The organism is Xanthomonas sp. WHRI 7064 (genome assembly GCF_040202355.2).
GTDB lineage: Bacteria > Pseudomonadota > Gammaproteobacteria > Xanthomonadales > Xanthomonadaceae > Xanthomonas > Xanthomonas arboricola.
In genome coordinates this window covers 201,799-223,122 of record NZ_CP167821.1, presented here as the reverse complement: position 1 = coordinate 223,122, position 21,324 = coordinate 201,799, and the positions used below count along the sequence as shown (strand labels likewise).

15 protein-coding genes and 1 other RNA gene are annotated in these 21,324 nt (G+C 66.4%); 6 read left to right on the top strand and 10 right to left on the bottom strand.

All coding sequences use genetic code 11. From position 1 onward, the window contains the following. The first annotated feature begins 88 nt into the window (after positions 1–88). From ABQY74_RS00920 to ABQY74_RS00910, 3 genes are all read left to right on the top strand, one after another. The gene (locus ABQY74_RS00920; RefSeq protein ID WP_372470007.1) at positions 89–1,159 is read left to right on the top strand and encodes an alpha/beta hydrolase; all 1,071 of its coding nucleotides are present in this window, start codon (positions 89–91) and stop codon (positions 1,157–1,159) included. Next, the gene (locus ABQY74_RS00915; RefSeq protein WP_167705020.1) at positions 1,156–2,778 is read left to right on the top strand and encodes a carboxylesterase/lipase family protein; all 1,623 of its coding nucleotides are present in this window, start codon (positions 1,156–1,158) and stop codon (positions 2,776–2,778) included. Before ABQY74_RS00920 ends, ABQY74_RS00915 begins: the two co-directional genes overlap by 4 nt. A gap of 165 nt (positions 2,779–2,943) precedes the next feature. Further along, positions 2,944–3,897 carry a rhamnogalacturonan acetylesterase gene (locus ABQY74_RS00910; protein WP_349792955.1) on the top strand — a complete coding sequence of 318 codons (954 nt, stop codon included), beginning with the start codon at positions 2,944–2,946 and terminating at the stop codon, positions 3,895–3,897. A 78-nt stretch (positions 3,898–3,975) separates the two neighbouring features. Here the strand turns inward: ABQY74_RS00910 and ABQY74_RS00905 are convergent, their stop codons facing one another. From ABQY74_RS00905 to ABQY74_RS00865, 9 genes are all read right to left on the bottom strand, one after another. Beyond that, a complete protein-coding gene (locus tag ABQY74_RS00905; RefSeq protein WP_349792954.1) occupies positions 3,976–5,124 on the bottom strand; it encodes an aldo/keto reductase in 1,149 nt (382 codons plus the stop codon). A 253-nt stretch (positions 5,125–5,377) separates the two neighbouring features. After that, positions 5,378–5,450, bottom strand: a non-coding RNA gene (locus ABQY74_RS00900) — sX9 sRNA. Between the two features lie 103 nt (positions 5,451–5,553). After that, on the bottom strand, positions 5,554–6,027 hold the full coding sequence (locus tag ABQY74_RS00895) for a metallophosphoesterase family protein (protein WP_349792952.1): 474 nt from the start codon (positions 6,025–6,027) through the stop codon (positions 5,554–5,556). 156 nt (positions 6,028–6,183) lie between these two features. Beyond that, positions 6,184–7,749 carry a PepSY-associated TM helix domain-containing protein gene (locus tag ABQY74_RS00890; protein WP_349792950.1) on the bottom strand — a complete coding sequence of 522 codons (1,566 nt, stop codon included), beginning with the start codon at positions 7,747–7,749 and terminating at the stop codon, positions 6,184–6,186. After that, positions 7,746–8,018, bottom strand: coding sequence for a hypothetical protein (locus ABQY74_RS00885; protein ID WP_349792947.1), 273 nt, complete (start codon positions 8,016–8,018; stop codon positions 7,746–7,748). Before ABQY74_RS00885 ends, ABQY74_RS00890 begins: the two co-directional genes overlap by 4 nt. Continuing rightward, the gene (locus ABQY74_RS00880; protein WP_104553765.1) at positions 8,008–8,307 is read right to left on the bottom strand and encodes a hypothetical protein; all 300 of its coding nucleotides are present in this window, start codon (positions 8,305–8,307) and stop codon (positions 8,008–8,010) included. Before ABQY74_RS00880 ends, ABQY74_RS00885 begins: the two co-directional genes overlap by 11 nt. Positions 8,308–8,695: 388 nt before the next feature. Beyond that, entirely contained in the window at positions 8,696–10,879 is a 2,184-nt protein-coding gene (gene glgB / locus ABQY74_RS00875; RefSeq protein WP_349792945.1) for a 1,4-alpha-glucan branching protein GlgB, read from the bottom strand. Between the two features lie 11 nt (positions 10,880–10,890). Beyond that, positions 10,891–14,238: a maltose alpha-D-glucosyltransferase gene (gene treS / locus ABQY74_RS00870; RefSeq protein WP_104574490.1), complete on the bottom strand. Its 3,348-nt coding sequence runs from the start codon at positions 14,236–14,238 to the stop codon at positions 10,891–10,893. Then, positions 14,235–17,351 carry a maltotransferase domain-containing protein gene (locus tag ABQY74_RS00865; RefSeq protein WP_349792941.1) on the bottom strand — a complete coding sequence of 1,039 codons (3,117 nt, stop codon included), beginning with the start codon at positions 17,349–17,351 and terminating at the stop codon, positions 14,235–14,237. The genes treS and ABQY74_RS00865 overlap by 4 nt, the downstream gene beginning before the upstream one ends. 365 nt (positions 17,352–17,716) lie before the next feature. Here ABQY74_RS00865 and ABQY74_RS00860 point away from each other — a divergent pair, with 365 nt between their 5' ends. Further along, a complete protein-coding gene (locus ABQY74_RS00860; RefSeq protein WP_146097978.1) occupies positions 17,717–17,956 on the top strand; it encodes a hypothetical protein in 240 nt (79 codons plus the stop codon). Between the two features lie 173 nt (positions 17,957–18,129). Here the strand turns inward: ABQY74_RS00860 and ABQY74_RS00855 are convergent, their stop codons facing one another. Continuing rightward, positions 18,130–18,750, bottom strand: a complete 621-nt coding sequence (locus ABQY74_RS00855; RefSeq protein WP_104574493.1) for a DUF4142 domain-containing protein — start codon at positions 18,748–18,750, stop codon at positions 18,130–18,132. 284 nt (positions 18,751–19,034) lie between these two features. Between ABQY74_RS00855 and ABQY74_RS00850 the strand changes: the two genes are divergently transcribed. Continuing rightward, positions 19,035–19,700, top strand: a complete 666-nt coding sequence (locus ABQY74_RS00850; protein ID WP_166775298.1) for a hypothetical protein — start codon at positions 19,035–19,037, stop codon at positions 19,698–19,700. 303 nt (positions 19,701–20,003) lie between these two features. Continuing rightward, positions 20,004–21,239, top strand: coding sequence for a hypothetical protein (locus ABQY74_RS00845; protein WP_349792938.1), 1,236 nt, complete (start codon positions 20,004–20,006; stop codon positions 21,237–21,239). Positions 21,240–21,324: the final 85 nt, after the last annotated feature.

Here is a 21,324-nt window from a genome sequence, read left to right as displayed (position 1 = left end):
GTGTGCTGTATATGGTAAACCGGTGTCATTGGCAATGTGCAGTGCGGCAAAACTGGCCGCAGCAACGAAGCAACCCTGGGAGGGGTGGATGGAACAGACAAGCCCGACGCGTGTGTTTGCCGCGTTTTCGAGCCGCATGCGCCAGTGCATGACGGTGGTGGTGATGGTGGGAGCGCTGCTGGCCGCGCCAGTGCTGGCAGCCGAGGTGCCCGGCGCCGATACCGCAGCCGAGCAGGCCAGCCGGATCCTGCTGTGGCCCAAGGGGATGGCACCGGGGGACAAGCCGCTGACGCAGCCACAGCGCATCATCCAACGCAGCAGCGACCCGGCCCTGCCCGATCGCTACATCCAGCAGATCAGCACGCCGTATCTGGTGGTCTACCGGCCCAAGCGGCCGAACGGCACCGCCCTGCTGGTCACCCCCGGCGGCGGCTACCAGCGCATCGTGCTCGACAACGAGGGCAGCGCACTGGTGCCCAGCTTCGTCGACCAGGCCGGCATCACCCTGTTCGTGCTGCGCTACCGCTTGCCCGGCGAAGGCCACCCGAACGGCGCCGACGTGCCGCTGGCCGATGCACAGCGCGCGCTGCGGCTGATCCGCGCCAACGCCGCCCGCTACGGCATCGACACACAGCGGGTCGGGGTGATGGGTTTCTCGGCCGGCGGCCATGTCGCCGCCAGCCTGGCCACCCGCTACGCCGCGCAGGTCTACCCCAAGGTGGATGCGGCCGATGCACTGAACGCGCGGCCGGATTTTGCGCTGCTGATCTACCCGGTCATCGACATGGACAGCGCCAACGCGCACCCCGGCTCGCGCGAGCGCCTGCTCGGCAGCAGTCCAGCCGATGTGCAGGTGCGCGCGTATTCGCCGCAACTGCATGTGGATGCACGCACCCCGCCCAGCTTTCTGCTGCATGCGCAGGACGACACCGTGGTGTCGGTGCGCAACAGCCTGCTGATGCACGACGCGCTGCTGCGCGCCGGCGTGCCGAGCGAGCTGCACGTCTTCCCGCAGGGCGGCCATGGCTTCGGCACCGCCAGCGGCAGCGGCCTGACCGTGGCCACCTGGCCGCAGCTGGCACAAGCCTGGATCGCGCATGTCACCAAGGCGCAGCCGCCGGCAGCTGCATCGGGACCGGCGCAGGACGTGGCGCGATGACAGCGCCGTCCACTCCCGACGCGCGCCGACGCACGCTGCTGCGTGGCGGCCTGCTCGCCACTGCCGCCGCAGCGCTCCCCGGCTTTGCTGGCACCGCCGTCCCGCCGCCGCCGCGCGAGGCCAGCGCGCCGCTGGCACGCGTGCGTGGCGGCGCTTTGCGCGGTCATCGCGACCAGGGCATCTGCGTGTTCAAGGGCATCCCGTACGGCGGCGATACCGCCGCGCGGCGCTTCCAGGCAGCCGTGCCGGAAAATCCATGGCAGGACGTGCGCGATGCCAGCGCCTACGCGGCGGCTGCGCCGCAGCTCAAGGCCAGCGAACCCACCAGCGAGGACTGCCTGTTCCTCAACGTATGGACGCCGGGCCTGCGCGATGGCGGCAAGCGCCCGATCCTGTTCTATATCCACGGCGGCGGCTACACCACCGGCTCCGGCAGCGACCCGCTGTACGACGGCGTGCGCCTGTGCAAACGCGGCGATGTGGTGGTGATCACCGTCAATCACCGGCTCAACCTGTTCGGCTACCTGTCGCTGGCGCAGCTGGGCGATGCCGGCTTTGCCGACTCCGGCAATGCCGGGCAGCTGGACCTGATCCAGGCACTGCAGTGGGTGCGCCAGCACGCGGGCGAATTCGGCGGCGATGCCGGCAATGTCACCGTGTTCGGCCAGTCCGGTGGCGGCGCCAAGATCGCCACCCTGATGGCGATGCCGGCCGCGCGTGGCCTGTTCCACCGTGCCTGGACCATGAGCGGGCAGCAGGTCACCGTGGCCGGCCCGCGTGCGGCCACGCAGCGTGCGCAGTTGCTGCTGGATGCCTTGAAACTCGCGCCCGGCGAGCTTGCGCGCATCCGCACGCTGCCGGTTGCGCAGCTGCTGGCTGCCGCGCAACTGCGCGACCCCTCGCGGGTGGAAAACAGCGCGCTGTACTTCGGCCCGGTGCTGGATGCACGCAATGTGCCGGTGCATCCGTTCTGGCCGACCGCGCCACTGCAATCGGCCAGGATTCCGCTGGTGATCGGCAATACCCGCGACGAGACGCGCGCGTTTCTCGGCAACGACGCGAAGAACTTTGCGTTGAGCTGGGACGAGCTGCCGGCCAGGCTGGAAAGCCAGCAGTACGTCGACCTGCTGCCGCAGGTGGTGATTGCCGAATATCGCCGGCTGTATCCGCAGTACTCGCCATCGGACGTGTTCTTTGCCGCGACCACGGCGGGCCGCTCGTGGCGCGGCGCGGTCGAGGAGGCCGAGGCGCGTGCACGCCAGGGCGCACCGACCTGGGTGTATCAGCTGGACTGGGGCTCGCCGTTGGACGGCGGTAAGTTCGGCGCCTTCCACACGCTGGATATCCCGCTGGTCTTCGACACCATTGCGCAGCCCGGCTCGCGCACCGGCGACGGCGCCGCTGCGCAGCGCATGGCCGAGCAGATGAGCGAGGCGCTGCTCGCCTTCGCACGCAGTGGCGACCCGAATCATCGCGGCCTGCCACGCTGGCGCCAGTACTCGCTGCAGCACCGCGACACGTTGCTGTTCGATGTGCCGAGCCGGATGGACAACGACCCGCGCGGTGGCGAACGGCGGCTCTACCAGCAGGCGCCCTTCATCCAGCGCGGTACGTTCTGAACGCTTTCGTTCCGGCGGGGCGATCAGCACGTGGTGTGCGGGCGCCACACGGGTACGAACGTTCCAGACCGGAATGTCTGCGCAGGACACGCCAATTCCGCAGCGCTGGCCGCCCCCTATTCCGGCGAGCGCGCAGCCGTGGTTCAGTCGTTTTCGAGGTGATGCATGCGTAAGTACTCTTTTGTTGCACCGATGCTGCTGACAGCGCTGGCCGCTGCCTGCCTGATGTTTGCCGATGCGGCCGCTGCCGCGCAGATCGGCACGCCGCGCGCATCCAGGGCATCGGCCTCCACCGCCGCTGCGCGAAATTCGCCAGTCGCTGCGCCCGCGCTTGCGGTCAGCAAGATCGTGCTGGTCGGCGACTCCACCACCGCCGTGCAGGGCGGCTGGGGACCGAGCTTTTGCGCACAGCATGTGACCTCGTTTCTGAGCTGCCTCAATCTGGCGCGCGGCGGCCGCAGCACGTCCAACTACCGTGCCGAAGGTTCGTGGGACATCGCGTTGCACGAGCTGCGCAGCGGCGGGTATCGCCAGGTGTATGTGCTGATCCAGTTCGGCCACAACGATCAACCGGGCAAGCCGGGGCGTTCCACCGACCTGGCGACCGAATTCCCCGCCAACCTGCGCCGCTATGTGGCCGAGGCGCGTGCTGCCGGTGCGATTCCGGTGCTGGTCACGCCGTTGACGCGGCGGCAGTTCGCGCGCGGTCAGTTGCTGGACGATCTGGCGCCCTGGGCCGAGGCCACGCGCACGCTCGCGCAGGAATTGCAGGTGCCGTTGATCGACCTGCACGCGCGCAGCCGCGCCCTGGTGCAAGGCATGGGCCCGGTGCTGGCAATGCGCCTGGCGCAGCGGCCGGCCGACCCAGAGCAGGTGCTAGCCGCGCAATCGGGCACCACCATCGGCAAGACCCCGGCGCAGACCACATCGACGCCCGCCACGCCTGCTGTCGCCACTGCGCGTGCACAGGACAACGCCAGTGCCGAGCCGATGGGCCAGGCCAAGTTGGCATTCGACTACACCCATCTGGGTGCCGAAGGTGCCGATCTGTTCGCGGCGATTGTCGCCGACGAGCTGGCCAAACAGGTCCCTGCGTTGCGGCCGCTGTTGATTCCGTGATGGGTGAGGTGACGCCTGCTGCGTGACGTGGTGCATCGCAAGCGCAGGCGTTTGCGATGCACCCACCACGTGTGAGCCTCAGCCCCGCACAGGCACCGGTGCATCCGCTTCGATCACCTGCTCGCGCTTGAGCTCTTCCCATACCGCTGCCGGAATCGCCACGCGCATCGAGGCCGCATTCGCATGCGCCTGCTCGGCCGTGCGTGCACCCGGAATCACCGCGGACACCACCTTCGGCGCGGCGGCAAACTGCAGCGAGACCGTGCGCAGATCCACGCCGTGGCGCTCGCAGATGGCGAGTGCTTTCTGGCGCTTGGCCGGCGCCCATTCCGGCACGGTGCCGTCGTAGAGATAACGCTCGCGCCCGGCCAGATAGCCCGCCAACAGCGGCGCGCCGACCACCACTGACGCGCCATGCTTTGCGATCTTCGGGAAGGTGTCGTGCAGCGCCTGCGCGTGATCGAGCAGCGAGTACTGGCAGGCCAGCAGAAAGATATCCGGATCGGCCTCTTCGATCGCACGCAGGGCCGGCTCGGGGCGATTGACGCCAAAGCCCCAGGCCTTGATCAAGCCCTCCTTGCGCATCTTGGTCAGCTCGGGCATCGCGCCTTTCACCGCTTCGGAAAAGCGCTGTTCCCACGGCATGCCCAGGTCTTTCTCGTTCTCCGGCGACAGATCGTGGATGTAGGCGATATCGATCTGCGACACGCCTAGCCGCTGCAGGCTGTCTTCGATCGAGCGGCGTACGCCGGAGGCGCTGTAGTCGTAGCGATAGTCGAAGGGGGACGGCTGCTGCCACATCGTCTTCGGCGGTTTGTCGGTGGCGGTCAGCAGGCGCCCGACCTTGGTCGACAACACATAGTGGTCTGCAGCGTGATTGTGCAGATGGTGCCCGGTACGGCGCTCGGACAGGCCCAGGCCGTACCACGGCGAGGTATCGAAGTACCGCACGCCCGACTCCCACGCCGCAGCCAGGGTCGCTTCGCTTTGCGCATCGCTGGTGGGCGCAAAGCCATTGCCGATCGCCACGCCACCAAAGCCCAATCGACTCGAGGGCCGATAGCGTGCGCCCTTGCTTGCGGGATTGGTCGGCAACGCCGATGCGGCGGCCTTGCCGCGCGTGGGCATCACGCTGCCCGGTGCGGAGGTCTGTGCCAACAACGGGGCGGCGGCCAATGCGGCGGTGCCGGCAGCGGCGGCGGAAAGGAACTGGCGACGGGTATTCATGGGGGAAATCCTTGCGGCGACTCGATACACAAGGATGGTCCCGCCTGCGTGCAGACAAGGTCAGCGCAGGGGTCGCGAGCGTACACATGCAGGCAACGAACAACTCACGTGCGGGTTTGGACAAGCAGGCACGTCAGCACTGGTTGTCAGCGGTCGCTGCTGGCGGTCATCGCATGCACCGCATGCTCACGATATGCGGAAGTGGCCTGTGTGCCGGGCCGATGCATTTCATCGCACTGCATTGTCTAAAAGCGGCTAACAAAACGTAGCGATCTTCAGGTGGGTGCGGACGGCGCGCTCAGAAGCGTAGTGCACGCATGGCACATGCCGATTCCGGGCAGCGACCGTGCCCGCCTGACGCCCGCGCAGTCTTTTGCTGGCCGCTCCAGATCCCTGCACAAGTCTTTGTTGCACGGAATCCAACTTCCGTCAGCGTATTTCCAGCAGCTGCAGCTGCAGCTGCGCACGCGGCGGACCATCGCCCAGCCACAGCGTGCCCATACTGATCGGCAAGCTGAAGCGACGCGGGCCGGCGCTGCCCGGATTGATGTACAGCACACCGTCGTGCGTCTGTATCGACGGTTTGTGCGAATGCCCACTGATGATCACATCGGCAGCAACATCCGCTGCCAGCGTTTTCAGATCGTGCAACACATGGATGCGCACGCCTGCGATCAGCAGATCCAGCGTTTGCGGAAGCTGCGCTGCCCATGGCTTGTTATCAATATTGCCGGCGATCGCATGCAACGGTGCCAGCGCCTGCAGCGCGGCGAGGATCTCCGGCTTGCCTACATCGCCGGCATGGATGATCGCCGCGCAGCCCTGCAACGCAACCACGGCCTCGGGCCGCAGCACGCCGTGCGTGTCGGAGATCAGGCCAATGCGTAAGACGGCAGCCGTCATCGGGTGTGGGTGAAGGTGGCGGGCGATCAGGATGCACTGCCCGGCGATGCCGTCGCGTCAACGGGCCAGGTTGTCGGGCCAGCCGCATGGTCAGCGACCAAGCGCTCCGCTGCAGCTGATGCCTGGCACACCGTGGCGTGCCAGGCATCAATCGCGTCAGTGCGTCGACTCAGCGCGTTGCGCGCGCTTCCACGCCCAGACGCTGTTGGGATCGCCCTGCAGCCCGCGCCGCCTGCTCGCACGCGCCAGTTGCCAGTACGCACATGCCAATGCCAAGGCGATCAGGTCCACGACCAGCACCGTTGCGTCCTGCCACGGCAGCACCACGCCACTCGCGGAAACACAGCTAGCCAGCGGAATCAGCGCCGTGAGGACAGCACAGGCCAGCAACACCTCGTACGCACCACGTGCGGTGGGGCGGACCAGCGCCCACACCAGCACGGCCGCAAAGACCGCGTAATAGACATAACGCTCCTGTCCTTGCGCAAGCAGGCGTGCGGCGATGAACAAGGCCGAGATGCCGGCGACGCTGCCCAGGCAGACGCCGATGGTCAGGCGTGCCATCGCGTGCGTGCGGCGCGGTTGATCCACCAGCCGACGCTTGCGGCGTGTTTCGATCCACAACAGGTTGCCGCTGTAGAACAGGAACGCACCGCCCAACCCAAGCAGGAAATACAGCCACTGCACCGGCGCATGCCCGAAATTGCCGAAGTGCAGCCCTTGCAGCCCGCGCAAGGCGGAGGTGCCTGGCGACATTGTTCTTGGTTCGAGCACGCGCAGGACCTGGCCGGTTGCCGCGTCCAATGCCACGCCACCGAGTGTGTTGAGGCGGCGCTGATCGTTGTGGCCATACACTTCCGCGCGTGCATTGGCATCGCCTGCATCATGGAACCCGATGCTCTCCGGTACCAAGCCCGGGCTGGCTGCGCGCGCCTTGTCCAGCAGCACCGCCAGCGGCAACACCGGCGCCGCACGCCTGGCAGGTTGCACATGCGGGGTGAGTTCGAACTCCGGCGCCAGGATCTGCATCAGCTTGCCGTCGAACACCAGGAACTGGAACGGCGCCAGCAACAGCACGCCCAGGCACAACACCGCGCCGGACCAGGCAAAGATCACATGGAACGGCAGCGACAACATGCCGACCACATTGTGCGCGTCCTGCCACAGCCGCTTGAGGTTATGGCCCGGCCGCAGCGCGAACAGGTCCTTGAAGAACACCGGCGCGTACAGCACCACCCCGCTGAGCAACGCCAGCCCGTACAGCACGCTCACCACACCGAACAGATAGGTGCCGAACACGCGTGGCAGGCCGGCGGTGAAGTGCAGGTCGTAGAGGAAATCGGCAAAGCCCACGCGCTGCGGCAATTCCAGCAGGCGGCCATCGGCGGCCTGTTGATACTGCCGCATGCCGCCACTGGCCTCGGCCTGCGGCCCATACCAGTACAGCCGCGGAGTCGGCCCGTGCTCGCCGGGCAGCAGCACCAGGAAGGATTCGGCCACCTGCGGATGCCGGGCGATCACCGCATCCAGCAAGGTCTGCGTGGCGGCGACAGGATCTGCCGGCGCAGGCTGTGTGACAGGCGGCGTGGTCTGCCAGCCGCTCAGTTCATGCGTGAACACGGTGATGGCGCCGGCGTAGAAGGCGATGAACAAGGCCATGCCCGCCAACAGACCCATCCAGCTGTGGACCGACAGAAACGCGCGCAAGGTCGATGCTTTCATGCGCCCAGCTCCGTCCAACCCAATGCCTTGATGCCTGCAAGCGCGAGGTAGCACAGCAGCGTCAGCCCGCCGAGCACGCCCCAGGCGCGCGATGCGCGACGGAACACGAACGGCAGCGCCATCGCGCCCACCCAGGCCGGAAACATCAGCAGCAACCACGCCAGCGTGTAGCTCTGCTGCGGCCCCGGCAGCAACAGGGCGCACAGGCCCACCACGCCGACCGCCAGCGGCAGACCCAGCATCACTGCAGCCAGCCATCTAGCCCACATGGCGCACCTGCCTGCGTTGCGTACGCGCCTGCTGCCAGGCATCCAGATACGGCAGCGCCACCGCCACCAGCATCAGCGCAGTCACTGCGGCGAAGATGCCGGCCCAGGTGCCCAAGGCCTGCATGGCGCAACCCAGCGACAGCAGCAGCAATGCGCTGGCGCCGATGCGTAGCGCGCGCGCCGACAGCCGGCGCTGCGGCCACAGGCGTTGATGCCGTGTTGCCAGATAGAACGCCAGCGCCGACGCCGCAGCGGTGAGCAGGTAGCACCAGGTCATCAAACCGCTCATGCCTGCGCCCGCGTCGAAGCGGAGAAACGCAACACACCGAGCTGCGCTGGCCGCGCGCCGCCACCTTGCGCGCCGGCACACAGCGAATATGTAACCCACACCAGTGCATGCGCGCATCCAGCGATGCGCACAACATGGACAAACGGATCAACCATCGAAGAAACCACAGCCATCAAAACGCCCACGCACAACACTCCCGTACACACGGTCGACGGAAGGCATGGCGGCGGCTGTGCCCGGCAGCCCTCCCCGGGCCGCCTAAGTAGCGGGTGGCACCCCTGCTGTACCGCCCGGTGGGTGGGCGCAGCGAGGTGTTGGCCGCTCTACGGCGCGCAATCTAACAGGTGCCACAGCCCCGGACCAGCGGTCCGGCGCTGTGTGTGCTGCATCAGCCCTGCGGCGTCAGCACGATGACGCCCAGCGGCGGCAACAACAGCGGCAGGGATTGCGCATGACCATGCATGGACTGCTGCTCGGCGCTCACCACACCGCCATTGCCCAGATTCGCGCCGCCGTAGATGCCGGCATCGCTATTGAACACCTCGCGCCACTGGCCGCCTTGCGGCACGCCGATGCGGTAGCCGTGCTGCACGATCGGGGTGAAGTTGATCACCACCAGCACCGGCGCATCGCCGCGCTTTGCCTTGCGCAGGAACGCGACCACGCTGTTGGCTGCGTCATCGCCGACCACCCAGGCAAACCCGGCCGGGTCGTCGTCCTGCGCGTGCAGCGCGGGGTATTCGACATACAGCCGATTCAGATCGCGCACCAGGGTCTGCACGCCGCGATGGCGCGGGTCGTCGAGCAGATGCCAGGGGATGCCGCCGTCGTGGTTCCACTCGGTGGGCTGGCCGAATTCGCAGCCCATGAACAGCAACTTGCGCCCCGGATGGGTGAACATGTAACCCAGGTAGGCACGCAGGTTGGCAAAGCGCTGCCAGTCGTCGCCCGGCATGCGGCCGAGCAACGAGCCCTTGCCGTGCACCACTTCGTCGTGCGAGATCGGCAGCACGAAGCGCTCCGAATACGCGTAGACCATGCTGAAGGTCAGCTCGCCATGGTGATAACGGCGGTAGATCGGATCCAGTGCGGCGTAATGCAGGGTGTCGTGCATCCAGCCCATGTTCCACTTGTAGTGGAAGCCCAGGCCGCCGTGCGCCACATCAGCAGTGACGCCGGGGAACGCGGTGGATTCCTCGGCAATCATCACCGCACCCGGGGTGTGCTCGCGCACCACCTCGTTGAGCCGGCGCAGGAAGGCGATGGTCTCGTAGTTCTCGCGCCCGCCGTGGATGTTGGGCACCCACTCGCCGGCATTGCGGCTGTAGTCGCGGTACAGCATCGAGGCCACCGCATCCACGCGCAGGCCGTCGACGTGGAAGCGCTGCAGGAACTCCAGCGCACTGGCGATCAGGAACCCGGACACCTCGCGCCGCCCGTGGTTGTAGATCAGCGTATTCCAGTCGCGGTGGAAGCCTTCGCGCGGGTCGGCATGTTCGTACAGCGCGGTGCCGTCGAAATGCGCCAAGCCGTGGGCGTCGGTGGGGAAATGCGCCGGTACCCAGTCGACGATCACGCCGATGCCTTCGCGGTGGCAGCGATCGACGAAGCGGGCAAAGCCATCCGGCGAGCCGAAGCGCGCGGTCGGCGCGAACAGGCCCAGCGGCTGATAGCCCCACGAGCCGCCGAACGGATGCTCGGTCACCGGCATCAGCTCGACATGGGTGAAGCCCATATCGGCCACGTACGGAATCAAGCGGTTGGCCAGGCCATCCCAGTCCAGGTCCACGCCTTCCTCGCGCAGCCAGGAGCCGGCATGGATCTCGTAGATGCTCATCGGTGCGTCGTGCGCCTGCCGACGCGCGCGCGTGGCCATCCAGCCGTCATCGCTCCACTGATGCGGGGTGGGATCGGCCACGATGGAGGCGGTGCCCGGCGCCAGCTCGGCACGCCGCGCCACCGGGTCGGCCTTGGCCGGCAACTCGTTCCCATGCGGGCCGCGCAGCTGGTACTTGTAATGCGCCCCCGGGCCGACGTCGGGCACGAACAGTTCCCACACGCCGGACTGGTGCCGCAGCCGCATCGGATGCCGGCGCGCGTCCCAACTGTTGAAGTCGCCCACCACCGCCACGCGCGTGGCATTGGGTGCCCACACCGCAAAGCGCGTGCCGCGCACGCCATCGACTTCGATCGCGTTGGCGCCGAGCGCGTCGGCCAACTGCAGATGATGGCCTTCGCTGATCAGGTGCAGGTCGAAGTCGCTGAGCTGCGGGCCGAACGCATACGGGTCGGCGGTGTCCTGCTCGCCGCCGGGCCAGCCGATGCGCAGGCGGTAGCCGCCCTGCGCCGGCAACGCGCCGGCGAACAGGCCCGGCTCCGGGCCTGCCTCCAGCGCGATGACGTTGCCATCGTCGAGCACGGCATTGACGTAGTCGGCACCCGGTTGATAGGTGCGCAGCAGCCGACCGCTGTCGGTCGGGTGCGCGCCCAGGATGGCGAATGCGTCGCCATGGCGTGCCTCGGCCAGGGCGCGGGTTGCGCCGGGATCCCATCGATTGGTCACTGCTGTCATCACTCCACTCATCATGTGTCTCCCGCACCAGCGCGCGCGCGGTGCAGGATGCGTCGCAAGCCCTCGATCGGCACCATCAGCCAGCCGGGGCGGTTGGCAGCCTCGTAACGCACCTCGTAACAGGCCTTCTCCACCAGGAACAGCAAGGTGGCCGCGTTGAACGCTGCCGGTGCGATCCACGGGTGCGTACTGGCGTCGAGCACGGCATGGTACGCGTCCAGAAACGCCTGTGTGGAGCGGCGGCGGAACTGCACCAGGAACTCGTCCAGATGCGTGTCCACGCCCACGCCCGCACGGGCGGCGGTGCCTTCCTCGCCACGTGCCGACACTTCGCTGGCGTAATCGAGCGAGCGCAGGAAGCCGGCCACATCGCGCAGCGGGCTGGCCTTGGCGCGCCGCTCGGACAGCGGCTTGGCCGGCTCGCCTTCGAAGTCGATCAGCACCACATCGTCGAAGGCCACCAGGATCTGGCCCAGGTGGAAGTCGCCGTGCACGCGGGTCAACAAGGAGTCTGCCAGCACGCTCGGTGCCTGGGCGAGCAAGGCATCCAGCTGCGGGCGCTCGGCCAGCACTGCCTGCAGCGCTTCGCGTTCGGTGGCATCGTCGCTGCCGGCCAGGCGTGCATTGACCGTGTCCCACATCTCTTCGACCTGGCGTGCGACGCCAGCCACCACATCGTTGGCGGTGGGCAGGTCGATGCGCTGCGGGGCGAAGTCGGCATCGTCGGTGTCGCGCGACAAGGCCTCGTGCAGCTCGGCCAGGCGCTTGCCGACCACCGCGGCGAAGGCGTCGTAGCCGGCGATGGCCTCGGCACGCGATTCGTCGGTCTGCGCGGTGGCGTACTCGTCGAAGCTGCGTGCCAGATGGTCCAGCGTCCAGCGCCAGGCATCGCCCTGGTTGCGGATGAAGCCCTGCAGCAGTGCGATCGTGGTGATGGTGCCCTGCGCATCGATACGGCTGACGCTGCCCAGCAAGGGCGCGGCGTTGGCGTAGCCCATCTCGGTCAGGCGACGGCCGATCTCGATCTCCGGGTTGGCACCGTTGGCCACGTGCCGCAGCAGCTTGAACACCGCTTTGTCGGCCACCACCAGCGAACTGTTGCTCTGTTCGGCCGACAGCCAGCGGATCTCCGGATCCTGCGGTATTTCCAGCGTGGCCAGCGCCGGTGTCGCCTCGAAGCGCACCTGCCCCTGCTGCGAGGCATCGTCGCCATCGCAGAACTCCAGCGCAGCGTTGTCGCGTAATGCGTCGATCACCCCGCGCACCATCGGCTTGAGCGCGAAGGCATCGGTGAGGTAACCCACCTCGCGGCCCTGGCGCACGCGGGCCAGTGCAAGCTGCTCGGCCAGGGTGCTGGGCTGGTCGCGCTCCCACACGATGCCGACCGGCAGCATGTAGCTCTCGTGGTGGCCGTCTTCCAGCTCCACTTCCAGCTCCAGCAAACTCATCGGCTCGGCGCCTGGCAGCGGCGTACGGCGCGAGATGCGCACGTGCTTGAGTGCCTGGTCCTTGGCAGAGAACCAGCGCCGTGCCGACAACCAGGCCGGCAGGATCTCCGCTTCCAGCGTGGGCAGATGCGGCAGCAGCGCATTGCTCTCGGTGTCGCTGCGCAACACCAGCGTGCGGTAGTCCGGCAACGGCACCGGGCTGGGTACATGCCAGTCCGGCAAGGTGCCCTCGCTAACCAGCTGGAATGCGTAGAAGCCGAACGGCGGCACGGTGAGCAGATAGGTCAGCCGCCCGACCGGCGGGAAACTGCCGCCGCCGATGATGTCCACCGGCACGCGGCCCTCGAACTCGGACAGGTCCAGCTCCACTGCCTGCAGCGTGTGCGAGAGGTTGGCCACGCACAGCACCGTCTCGTCCTGGTAGCACCGCAGGTAGGCCAGCATGCGGCGGTTGCCCGGATACAGAAAGCGCAGGCTGCCGCGGCCGAAGGCCTGGTAGCGCTTGCGCACGCTGAGCACGCGGCGGGTCCAGGTCAGCAGCGAATGCTGGTCGCGGATCTGCGCTTCCACATTGACCGCCTGGAAGCCGTACAGCGGGTCCATCACCGGCGGCAGCACCAGCTGCGCCGGGTCGGCGCGCGAGAAGCCGCCATTGCGGTCGATCGACCACTGCATCGGCGTGCGCACGCCATCGCGGTCGCCCAGATGGATGTTGTCGCCCATGCCGATCTCGTCGCCGTAATACAGCACCGGCGTGCCGGGCATGGTCAGCAACAGGGAGGTCATCAACTCGATGCGGCGGCGGTCACGCTCCAGCAGCGGCGCCAGCCGGCGCCGGATGCCCAGATTGATGCGCGCGCGGCGGTCGGCGGCATAGGTCTGCCACAGGTAATCGCGCTCCGAGTCGGTGACCATTTCCAGCGTCAACTCATCGTGGTTGCGCAGGAAGATCGCCCACTGGCAGCTCTCCGGAATCTCCGGGGTCTGGCGCATGATGTCGGTGATCGGGAAGCGGTCTTCGCGTGCGATCGCCATGTACATGCGCGGCATCAGCGGGAAGTGGAACGCCATATGACATTCGTCGGCGTTCTGGCCGAAGTACTGCTGGGTGTCTTCCGGCCACATGTTGGCTTCGGCCAGCAGCATGCGGTCCGGGTATTCGGCATCCAGCGTGGCGCGGATCTTGCGCAGGATCGCGTGGGTTTCCGGCAGGTTCTCGTTGGAGGTGCCGGAGCGCTCGATCAGGTACGGCACCGCATCCAGGCGCAAGCCGTCCACGCCGCGGTCCAGCCAGAAGCGCATCACTTCCAGCACCGCTTCCAGCACGGCCGGGTTGTCGAAGTTCAAGTCCGGCTGGTGCGAATAGAAGCGATGCCAGAAGTACTGCCCGGCCACCGGGTCCCAGGTCCAGTTGGATTTTTCGGTATCGCAGAAAATGATCCGCGTGCCTTCGTATTCCTGATCGGTGTCAGACCACACATAGAAGTCACGCTCCGGCGAGCCGGCCGGCGCGTTGCGTGCGCGCTGGAACCACGGGTGCAGATCGGAGGTGTGGTTGATTACCAGCTCGGTGACGATGCGGATGCCGCGTGCATGCGCCTGCGCCACCAGCTGCTCGAAGTCTTCGATGCTGCCGTAGTCCGGATGCACCGCCATGTATTCGGCGATGTCGTAGCCGTCGTCGCGGCGCGGGCTGGGGTAGAACGGCAGCAGCCAGATGGTGTCCACGCCGAGTTCGGCGATGTAATCCAGCTTGGAAATCAGCCCCGGGAAATCGCCGATGCCATCGTCGTTGGAGTCGAAGAACGACTTGACGTGCACCTGATAGATGATCGCGTCCTTATACCAAAGCTGGTCTGCAACCACCGCGGACTGTTCCGCGTCGGCTTGTAACGATGGGACTGCATTCATGCGACCTCTCCTGCGCGGATGCGCCATAACGCGAACGGCCGCGTCGCCTCTAAACGGATGTGTTGCTGTTTTCCCTGCCATGTGAAGCGGTGGCCGTCCCACAGGTCGTCCACCGCCACGCTGGCGTGATCGGGCAGGCCCAACTCCCACAATGGCACTTCGATTGCGGCATCCTGCGCAGCGTTGGGGTCCAGGTTGATCGCCACCAACACCATGCTGCGGCTGCGCGACAGGTAGCCGGCATCCAGGAACTTGCCGAAGTACAGCACCTGGTCGTTATGCGCCTGATAGAAGCGCGTGCCCAGGTGCGACTGCAGCTCCGGGTGCATGCGGCGCAGCTGATTGAAGCGGGTGATCTCATCGACGATGTCGCCGGGCGCACGCTCGGGCCAGGCGCGCAGCTGGAACTTCTCCGAGTCCAGATACTCTTCCTTGCCCGGCGCCAATGGCGTGGCCTCGCACAGTTCGAAGCCCTGGTACATACCCCATAGCCCCGACAGCGTGGTTGCCAGCGCGGCGCGGATCAGATGCCCGTTACGCCCGCTGGTCTGCAGGAACAGCGGATTGATGTCCGGCGTGTTGACGAAGAAGTGCGGGCGGAAGCACTCGCGCGGCACGCCCTGGTTCAACTCTTCCACATACTCCTGCAACTCGTGCTTGTGGTTGCGCCAGGTGAAGTAGGTATATGACTGCGAGAAACCGCACTTGGCCAGGCGGTACATCATCTTCGGCCGGGTGAAGGCCTCAGACAGGAACACCACATCCGGCCGGCGCCCGCGAATATCGGCAATCAACCACTCCCAGAACGGGAACGGCTTGGTGTGCGGATTGTCGACGCGGAACAGCGTCACGCCCTCGTTGACCCAGAACAGCACCGCATCGCGCAACGTGTTCCACAGGTCCGGCACCGCGCCGCTGGCGTAGAAGTCGACGTTGACGATGTCCTGGTATTTCTTCGGCGGGTTCTCCGCATACGGAATCGAGCCATCCGCGCGCCAGGTGAACCAGTCCTTGTGATCCTTCAACCACGGGTGATCCGGCGCGCACTGGATGGCGAAGTCCAGCGCCACTTCCAGCCCATGTGCACGTGCGGCCTGGATCAAGCGGCGAAAGCCATCGAGCCCGCCGAGCTCGGCATGCACCTCGGTATGCCCGCCATCGGCCGCGCCGATCGCATACGGGCTGCCCGGCTCGCCGTCGACCGCAGTGACCGAGTTGTTGCGGCCTTTGCGGTTCTTCGCGCCGATCGGATGGATTGGCGGCATGTACAGCACGTCGAAGTTCATCGCGCGGATATGCGCCAGCCGCTTGATCACATCGTCGAAGGTGCCGTGTTGCTGCGGATCGCCGCTTTGCGAGCGCGGGAACAATTCGTACCAGCTGGCGAAATGCGCCGCGCGCCGCTCGGACTCCACCCGGAAGGTCACCGGCGTCTCGGAGCGGAACGGCTTGTCGTCGGCCGCTGCCATTGCCTGCGCGGTGTCCGGCTCCAGCACGATCGCCAGCTGCTGCAGCGGCTCGCTCTGCGCACCGATGCGGGTGAGGACGGCCTGCAGGCGCTCGGCCAAGGCACCGCTGCTGCGTGCGTGCGCGGCCTGCACCACGGCCACCGCTTCCTGCACGTCCACCGGCAGCACCGTGTTGGCGGCGCGCTTCTTTTCCAGATCCGCATGCAAGGTGGCGAACACATCGCGCCAGCCTTCCACCCGGAACTCATAGGTGCCGATGCGCTCCAGCGGGAACTCCGCACGCCAGCGATCGTTGCCCAGCGCACGCATCGGCGCACTGGCCCAGGTCTTGGCATCGGCCGGGCGCCACAGCACCGCCACCGCGATACGGTCGTGCCCATCGCAGAACGCATCGGCTTCCACGCAGATGCGGTCGCCCACGGTGCGCTTGACCGGGAAGCGGCCGTTATCGACCGACGGCGTCACCGACTCGATGCACACGCGCGGCCAGGCGGCCGCGGTCTGCGGGCGCGGGCGCATGCGCGGCACTGCCAGTACGTGCCGGGCCGGCACGCTGCGATAGACCCGCACCTCGCCCGGCTCCAATGCTTCCAGCGTCGCGCCGGAAAGCGTGCTGCCGTCCTCGCCCACTAGTGCTTCGGCATCGCCGAGCAGGCGCAGCAGATCCGGCGCCGGGACCGGCACCACATGGTCGGCATCGCCATTGATCAACAACAGCGACGGCAAGCCGCCCAGCGGCTCGATCGCCACCGCCGTCAGGCCAGTGCCCTCGCGCAGCAGCGGACGCAACCGCAGGCCGGCATTGCTGGGCGGCACGCCATCGCGGGCCCTGATCGACAAGGGCAATGTCTCCAGCTGCGTCTCGTCCAGCAGCCATGCTCCGCCCAGTGCCTGGGCCAGTTGCCAGTGTTGCCCGGCAGTGGCGGCATGTTTGCCATCGGGCGCGCCCACCACTGCGACAACCTGCGACGCCAACGCGCGCAGCGCCGTGTCTTCGTCGAAGAACCAGCTGCCGCGGCCGTCCCACCATGCGAGCGAGGAGAACGCCACATCGAACCCGGCACCGGCCAGCTGCTGCAAGGCCTCGATGCCCAGGCCCGGCGTCCACGCCGCAAACACCACCTCCGGTGCCTGCGCATGCACATGGGCGATCAACTCGCGCCAGCGCTGCACCGGCACCTGCTGCGGCTGCAGCAGGCGGAAGCCGGCCACACCCTGGGATGCCCAGTCCAGCAAACGCGCGCTCCACCACTCCACCAGCGCCGCACCTTCCTGCGCATAGGTAAAGCGTGCCTCGGCCACTTCGGGCGTGGCGCGCGGCTGGCGCGGGTCCGGCACCGCCGTGCTGCGCGCGCGGAACCACTGCGGGTTGTCGCGCACCACGGCGCTGGCACCGCCCACTTCATCCAGGCGCACATCGAGCAGCAGCTTCACGCCGGCCCGGTGCGCGGCCTGCACCACCTCGCGCAGACGCTGCGCGTCTTCCTCGCCGGTGGTGGCGATCTCGCTCAGCCGGCCTTCGGCGTCGCGTGCAAATGGCGGCGCGAGCACCACATGGTCAAAGCCCGCCTCACGCGCTGACTTGCAGCGCTGCTCCAGCCCGGCCTGCTCGCCGGTTGCCTCATTGAGAACACAGATCCGCATGGCGCCCCCTCAGCAGACCACGGCGCGCGCACGCACCGTGACAAAGGAGACGACGCGGGCCGACCCACCCCGCAGATCCACCGGCGCTCGGTCACGACGCACCAGTCCAACTCCCGTCCGGATCGACCCCTGCCTACCCAAGGCCTGGTCGACCCTTTCTACCGTGACTGCACTCATGCGCAACTCCGCAACGATTCTTGACCGATGCAGTCAAGCACCCCCACTGCGAATTTCATGTGTCGGTGGAATTGACGAAAATCAAACAAGCGCGGCAGTGGTGAGGGCTCAGGCAGCGCTGGCCAACTCCCAAGGGTTGTAGGCTATGGCCTCAATCTGCAGGGAGAGCAAAGATGCGGAGCTACGTCATGGCGGCGCTGCTGGCCATCGCCACAGTTGCAACGGCAAAGGATCAGAGGCTGAGCCCGAGCCGTGCCGGAGAGATCGTAGGGCTTTGGCAAGACGTCAGCGTCGAGGACGACATCGTCAAGGAGGACTACGCCGGCTTCGTGCAGGTCGTCGACCTGGACAAGGATGGAGTCGATGAGATCGTCTATCTGAGTTCTTCGTATTGCTCGGGTGTCAGAACCTTCGATCGTTGCCGCTGAGCAGAAAGTCGATTGCCATCGCGTTTACGGCAACGCGACGTGGGCTCGAACGCATCGCCAGAGAACATTTGATCGACGTCCGCGCAGGTCCCTGACGCTTAAAAGGGCGACGTCGCGCCCACTCGCCGCTTGCAGACCAGGCGTGGCAGACCGGCGATCTGCCACGCCCACGCTCACATCGCCTTCTTGATGGCTTCCGCCTTCGCCAGGTGCTGCTCGACGTGCGTCTTGGTCTCGGTCAGGTGCTGCTTGACCGGCTCGGTCGACGCCACCGTCATCATCTGCGTCTCGATCAGCTGCAACGCGTCCTTGTGCCCGGCGATCATTGCATCGATGTAGGCCGCCGCGTAGTCCTTGCCGGACTTCTGCCCCAGCGTGGACAGGTCCTGCTCGCCCTTGTTCTCCAGCTTCTTGACGTCCGGGGTTTCGGCCAGCGTTCCCAGCGCCTTGGTCTTGTCCAGATTCTCGGTGTGCTCTTTCTCCATCATCTTCGCGTAGTCCAGCACTGCGCCGGTGACCTTCTTGTCCTGCGCCTGCTTCGCTGCGGCGATCTCGTGGTTGTCCACCGCCCCGAGCAAGCCAAGGGCGATGTCGTCTCCGGAGCTCGCACGCGCCGCGCCTTCAGGCGCCGGGCTGGCTTCGCCGACAGGCGGCGTGGTCGGGGTCGCCGCGCCACCGGTCGGCGTCGGCTCGGTGGACGCGGCAGGCGCTGCGGCCTCCTTGTCGGCATTCGGCTTGCAGCCAGCGAGCGCCAGCGCCGCGACGATGGACAGGACCAACAGTGACTGTTTCATGCTCCACTCCCTCTCGATTGGAGACAGCAGCATCTGCCTGCCCAGGTGAAGAAGGCTCATACACGTCCACTGCGTTATTCAGACGTGCGCATCGACCGAAGGCGAACGCACAACGCCGCACCACGCGCGGCACCACGCCGCAATCGGCGGCCCGCGTTTGTGCGCGGGCGTGGAACAGGACGTGGTCAGCGCAGCTGTGGCATGCGTGGCGTGTGGTGGCACTTTCCTGCTGAAAGACGGCCCGGTTTGCCGCACACTACCGCGCCACATTTGGAGTGATTGCCATGCACAAGGCCTGGATGCTTGCCCTGCTGGGCGTTTCGCCACTGGTCCACGCCGCGCCTGCCGACGACGATGCCACCTGCCGCAATGGGTTGTTCACCAGCGCGCCGGTGGCGTTCTCACTAGGCAAGGTCATCCCGCCGCGCCTGTACCTGCTCAAGGACACCGATGGCTGCCCGGACACGGGCGGGGCCGCATGCCAGGGGCGCGCCTACGTCGTCAAGAACGATATCGTCCTGACGGCGCAGCGCCGCAATGCCTACGTCTGCGTGCTCTATCCCAACAAGGGAGGCGGCAATGCTGGTTGGGTCGCACAGTCGAGCCTGCAGATGCAGCCAAGCGCGGCCACACCCACACCGCAGGCGTGGAACGGCCACTGGCACGACGGCGACAACACGCTGCAATTGACCACCAACCCAGATGGCAGCATCACCGTCAACGGCGATGCGTACTGGCCCAGCGCCTTTCCCGACCCGGAACAGACGCCGGGCGGTCCACACACGGGCTCGGTCACCGCGCGCGGCTATCCAGAAGGCAACCGCGTCGAGGTCAACGAGGACACGTGCAAGGTGCGCCTGCAATTGCTGGGCGACATGCTGCTGGCCGACGACAACCTGGAATGCGGCGGAATGAACGTTTCCTTCGGCGGGGTGTACCGAAAGAAGTAATCGCAACCCTAGCCCCCCGGTGCGCCGCACGCCTGCAGTGGCAGGCGCATCGAGGCAGGCACGCCATCGACCACCGCGCGACATAAAAGCCGATGCGAAGCAGCGCGTTGCGGTTTACGGTGGCCCGCAACGACCAGAACGAATTCGGCTCGCTCGATCCCGCAGCGGTACGGTGGATGCTGATAGCAGCAGGACGCGCCAAAAGACCTTGTCAGGGGTGACGCACCACGTAGACCGGCGTCATCTATCATTGCCGATTGCTGTTTTGAAGGAATTGCGTTGAGACGTTCCGCCACGCGTTTGATGCGCGCACCGCTGCTTGCTGCCATGGCGTTGCTTGCCGCTTGCAGCACAACCAACACCACCAACAAATCGTTGCCGCCATCGGCGGACAATCCCGGCAACGTAAGTTACTGCGTCGGGCGTCTTGCCGTGACGACCGATGTGTCCCTGCATTTTCTGGGAAGTTCCGCGCAGTTTTACTGGGGCGACATCGATACCTACCGCGAAGACGCCGCCAGCTACGAGCAGCGCCTGCTGAGCGCACAAGCGCCGGCCAGCGATGGCAAGGTGCGCCAACTGATCAAGCCGGTGGAAACACTGGCACAGGATGATGGCAGGGTCATCGTCGCACACGCGGAAGACACGTTGCCGCTCGACCCGAATGTCGTACAGGTCACCGGCTTCGCCCATCGCGATGGCACCACTTTTCGCTTTCAAAAGACGGCCATCAGCCGCCTGCAGGACATCACCGAACGGCGCACCAAGGAAATCCTGGCCTCGATCACCAGCAGCGCATCCCCCTTCCCGCCAGCGGCACAGTCCCAGCAGGGGTTTTGCGTCATGCACGGTACCGTCAATCTGGCGCCGGGACACGACTGGCACGAAGCCTCCAGGGTCGAGGGAGAATTCACCCTGCAGGAAACGCGCTACCGTTTCAGTCTGCGCTCGCGCTACCTGCGCTCGCTGTCGTTGAACGAACAGGAAGTGACAAACCAGCGCGATCTGTTGCTCGCACTGGCGGGCGCCGTACCGGACTCCGGCCTGGCGCCTATCAGTGAACTGCCGGGCGCCGCCAGCAACCCATCGCAAGGCAGTGCCAGCCTACTCGAGATGACGACAGCCGACGGCACGCAACAGGTCTACGAGTGGCACATGCCGGCCGTCAGCACGGCACCCAATACGCCCGCAACGTTTCTCTACATATGGCCAGCATCCGGGCAAGCGTCAGCGCAGGACCAGGCCAATTTCATGCGCTGGGTGATGGCCCATCCGCAGCAGACGACACCGCTGTTGCAGATACAGCAAATGGCCAGCAGCGTTATACGGCAGCAGGCGACGCCAGCAGTAGAAGAGAGCAGGCTGGTGTACCGGATGCAGCTGCATTACCACGGCGACCAGGCTGCCGGCGGGCGCCATTACGTGATCTACAAGGATGGCCAGAAAGTCGACGATGGACGCAGCGATGCCAACGGATTCACCAAGGCACACAATGCCGATTACGACCAGGTGTGGACAACCAAGGTGCTCAACAAATGAGTCCCTGCTTCGGTGCGGCGCCCCCTGATTTATAACCAATCACGCTGGAGAAGACCGGTAACCATCCGGGCAACCTATCCTCGAG

Excerpts from the sequence above, each read along its gene's own strand:
- glgB (WP_349792945.1), bottom strand. The coding sequence starts at position 10,879 with ATGACAGCAGTGACCAATCGATGGGATCCCGGCGCAACCCGCGCCCTG.
- ABQY74_RS00845 (WP_349792938.1), top strand. The coding sequence starts at position 20,004 with ATGCGCGCACCGCTGCTTGCTGCCATGGCGTTGCTTGCCGCTTGCAGC.
- ABQY74_RS00910 (WP_349792955.1), top strand. The coding sequence starts at position 2,944 with ATGCGTAAGTACTCTTTTGTTGCACCGATGCTGCTGACAGCGCTGGCC.
- ABQY74_RS00895 (WP_349792952.1), bottom strand. The coding sequence starts at position 6,027 with ATGACGGCTGCCGTCTTACGCATTGGCCTGATCTCCGACACGCACGGC.
- ABQY74_RS00905 (WP_349792954.1), bottom strand. The coding sequence starts at position 5,124 with ATGAATACCCGTCGCCAGTTCCTTTCCGCCGCCGCTGCCGGCACCGCC.
- ABQY74_RS00915 (WP_167705020.1), top strand. The coding sequence starts at position 1,156 with ATGACAGCGCCGTCCACTCCCGACGCGCGCCGACGCACGCTGCTGCGT.
- ABQY74_RS00850 (WP_166775298.1), top strand. The coding sequence starts at position 19,035 with ATGCACAAGGCCTGGATGCTTGCCCTGCTGGGCGTTTCGCCACTGGTC.
- ABQY74_RS00890 (WP_349792950.1), bottom strand. The coding sequence starts at position 7,749 with ATGAAAGCATCGACCTTGCGCGCGTTTCTGTCGGTCCACAGCTGGATG.
- ABQY74_RS00855 (WP_104574493.1), bottom strand. The coding sequence starts at position 18,750 with ATGAAACAGTCACTGTTGGTCCTGTCCATCGTCGCGGCGCTGGCGCTC.
- treS (WP_104574490.1), bottom strand. The coding sequence starts at position 14,238 with ATGAATGCAGTCCCATCGTTACAAGCCGACGCGGAACAGTCCGCGGTG.
- ABQY74_RS00920 (WP_372470007.1), top strand. The coding sequence starts at position 89 with ATGGAACAGACAAGCCCGACGCGTGTGTTTGCCGCGTTTTCGAGCCGC.
- ABQY74_RS00880 (WP_104553765.1), bottom strand. The coding sequence starts at position 8,307 with ATGAGCGGTTTGATGACCTGGTGCTACCTGCTCACCGCTGCGGCGTCG.
- ABQY74_RS00865 (WP_349792941.1), bottom strand. The coding sequence starts at position 17,351 with ATGCGGATCTGTGTTCTCAATGAGGCAACCGGCGAGCAGGCCGGGCTG.
- ABQY74_RS00860 (WP_146097978.1), top strand. The coding sequence starts at position 17,717 with ATGGCGGCGCTGCTGGCCATCGCCACAGTTGCAACGGCAAAGGATCAG.
- ABQY74_RS00885 (WP_349792947.1), bottom strand. The coding sequence starts at position 8,018 with ATGTGGGCTAGATGGCTGGCTGCAGTGATGCTGGGTCTGCCGCTGGCG.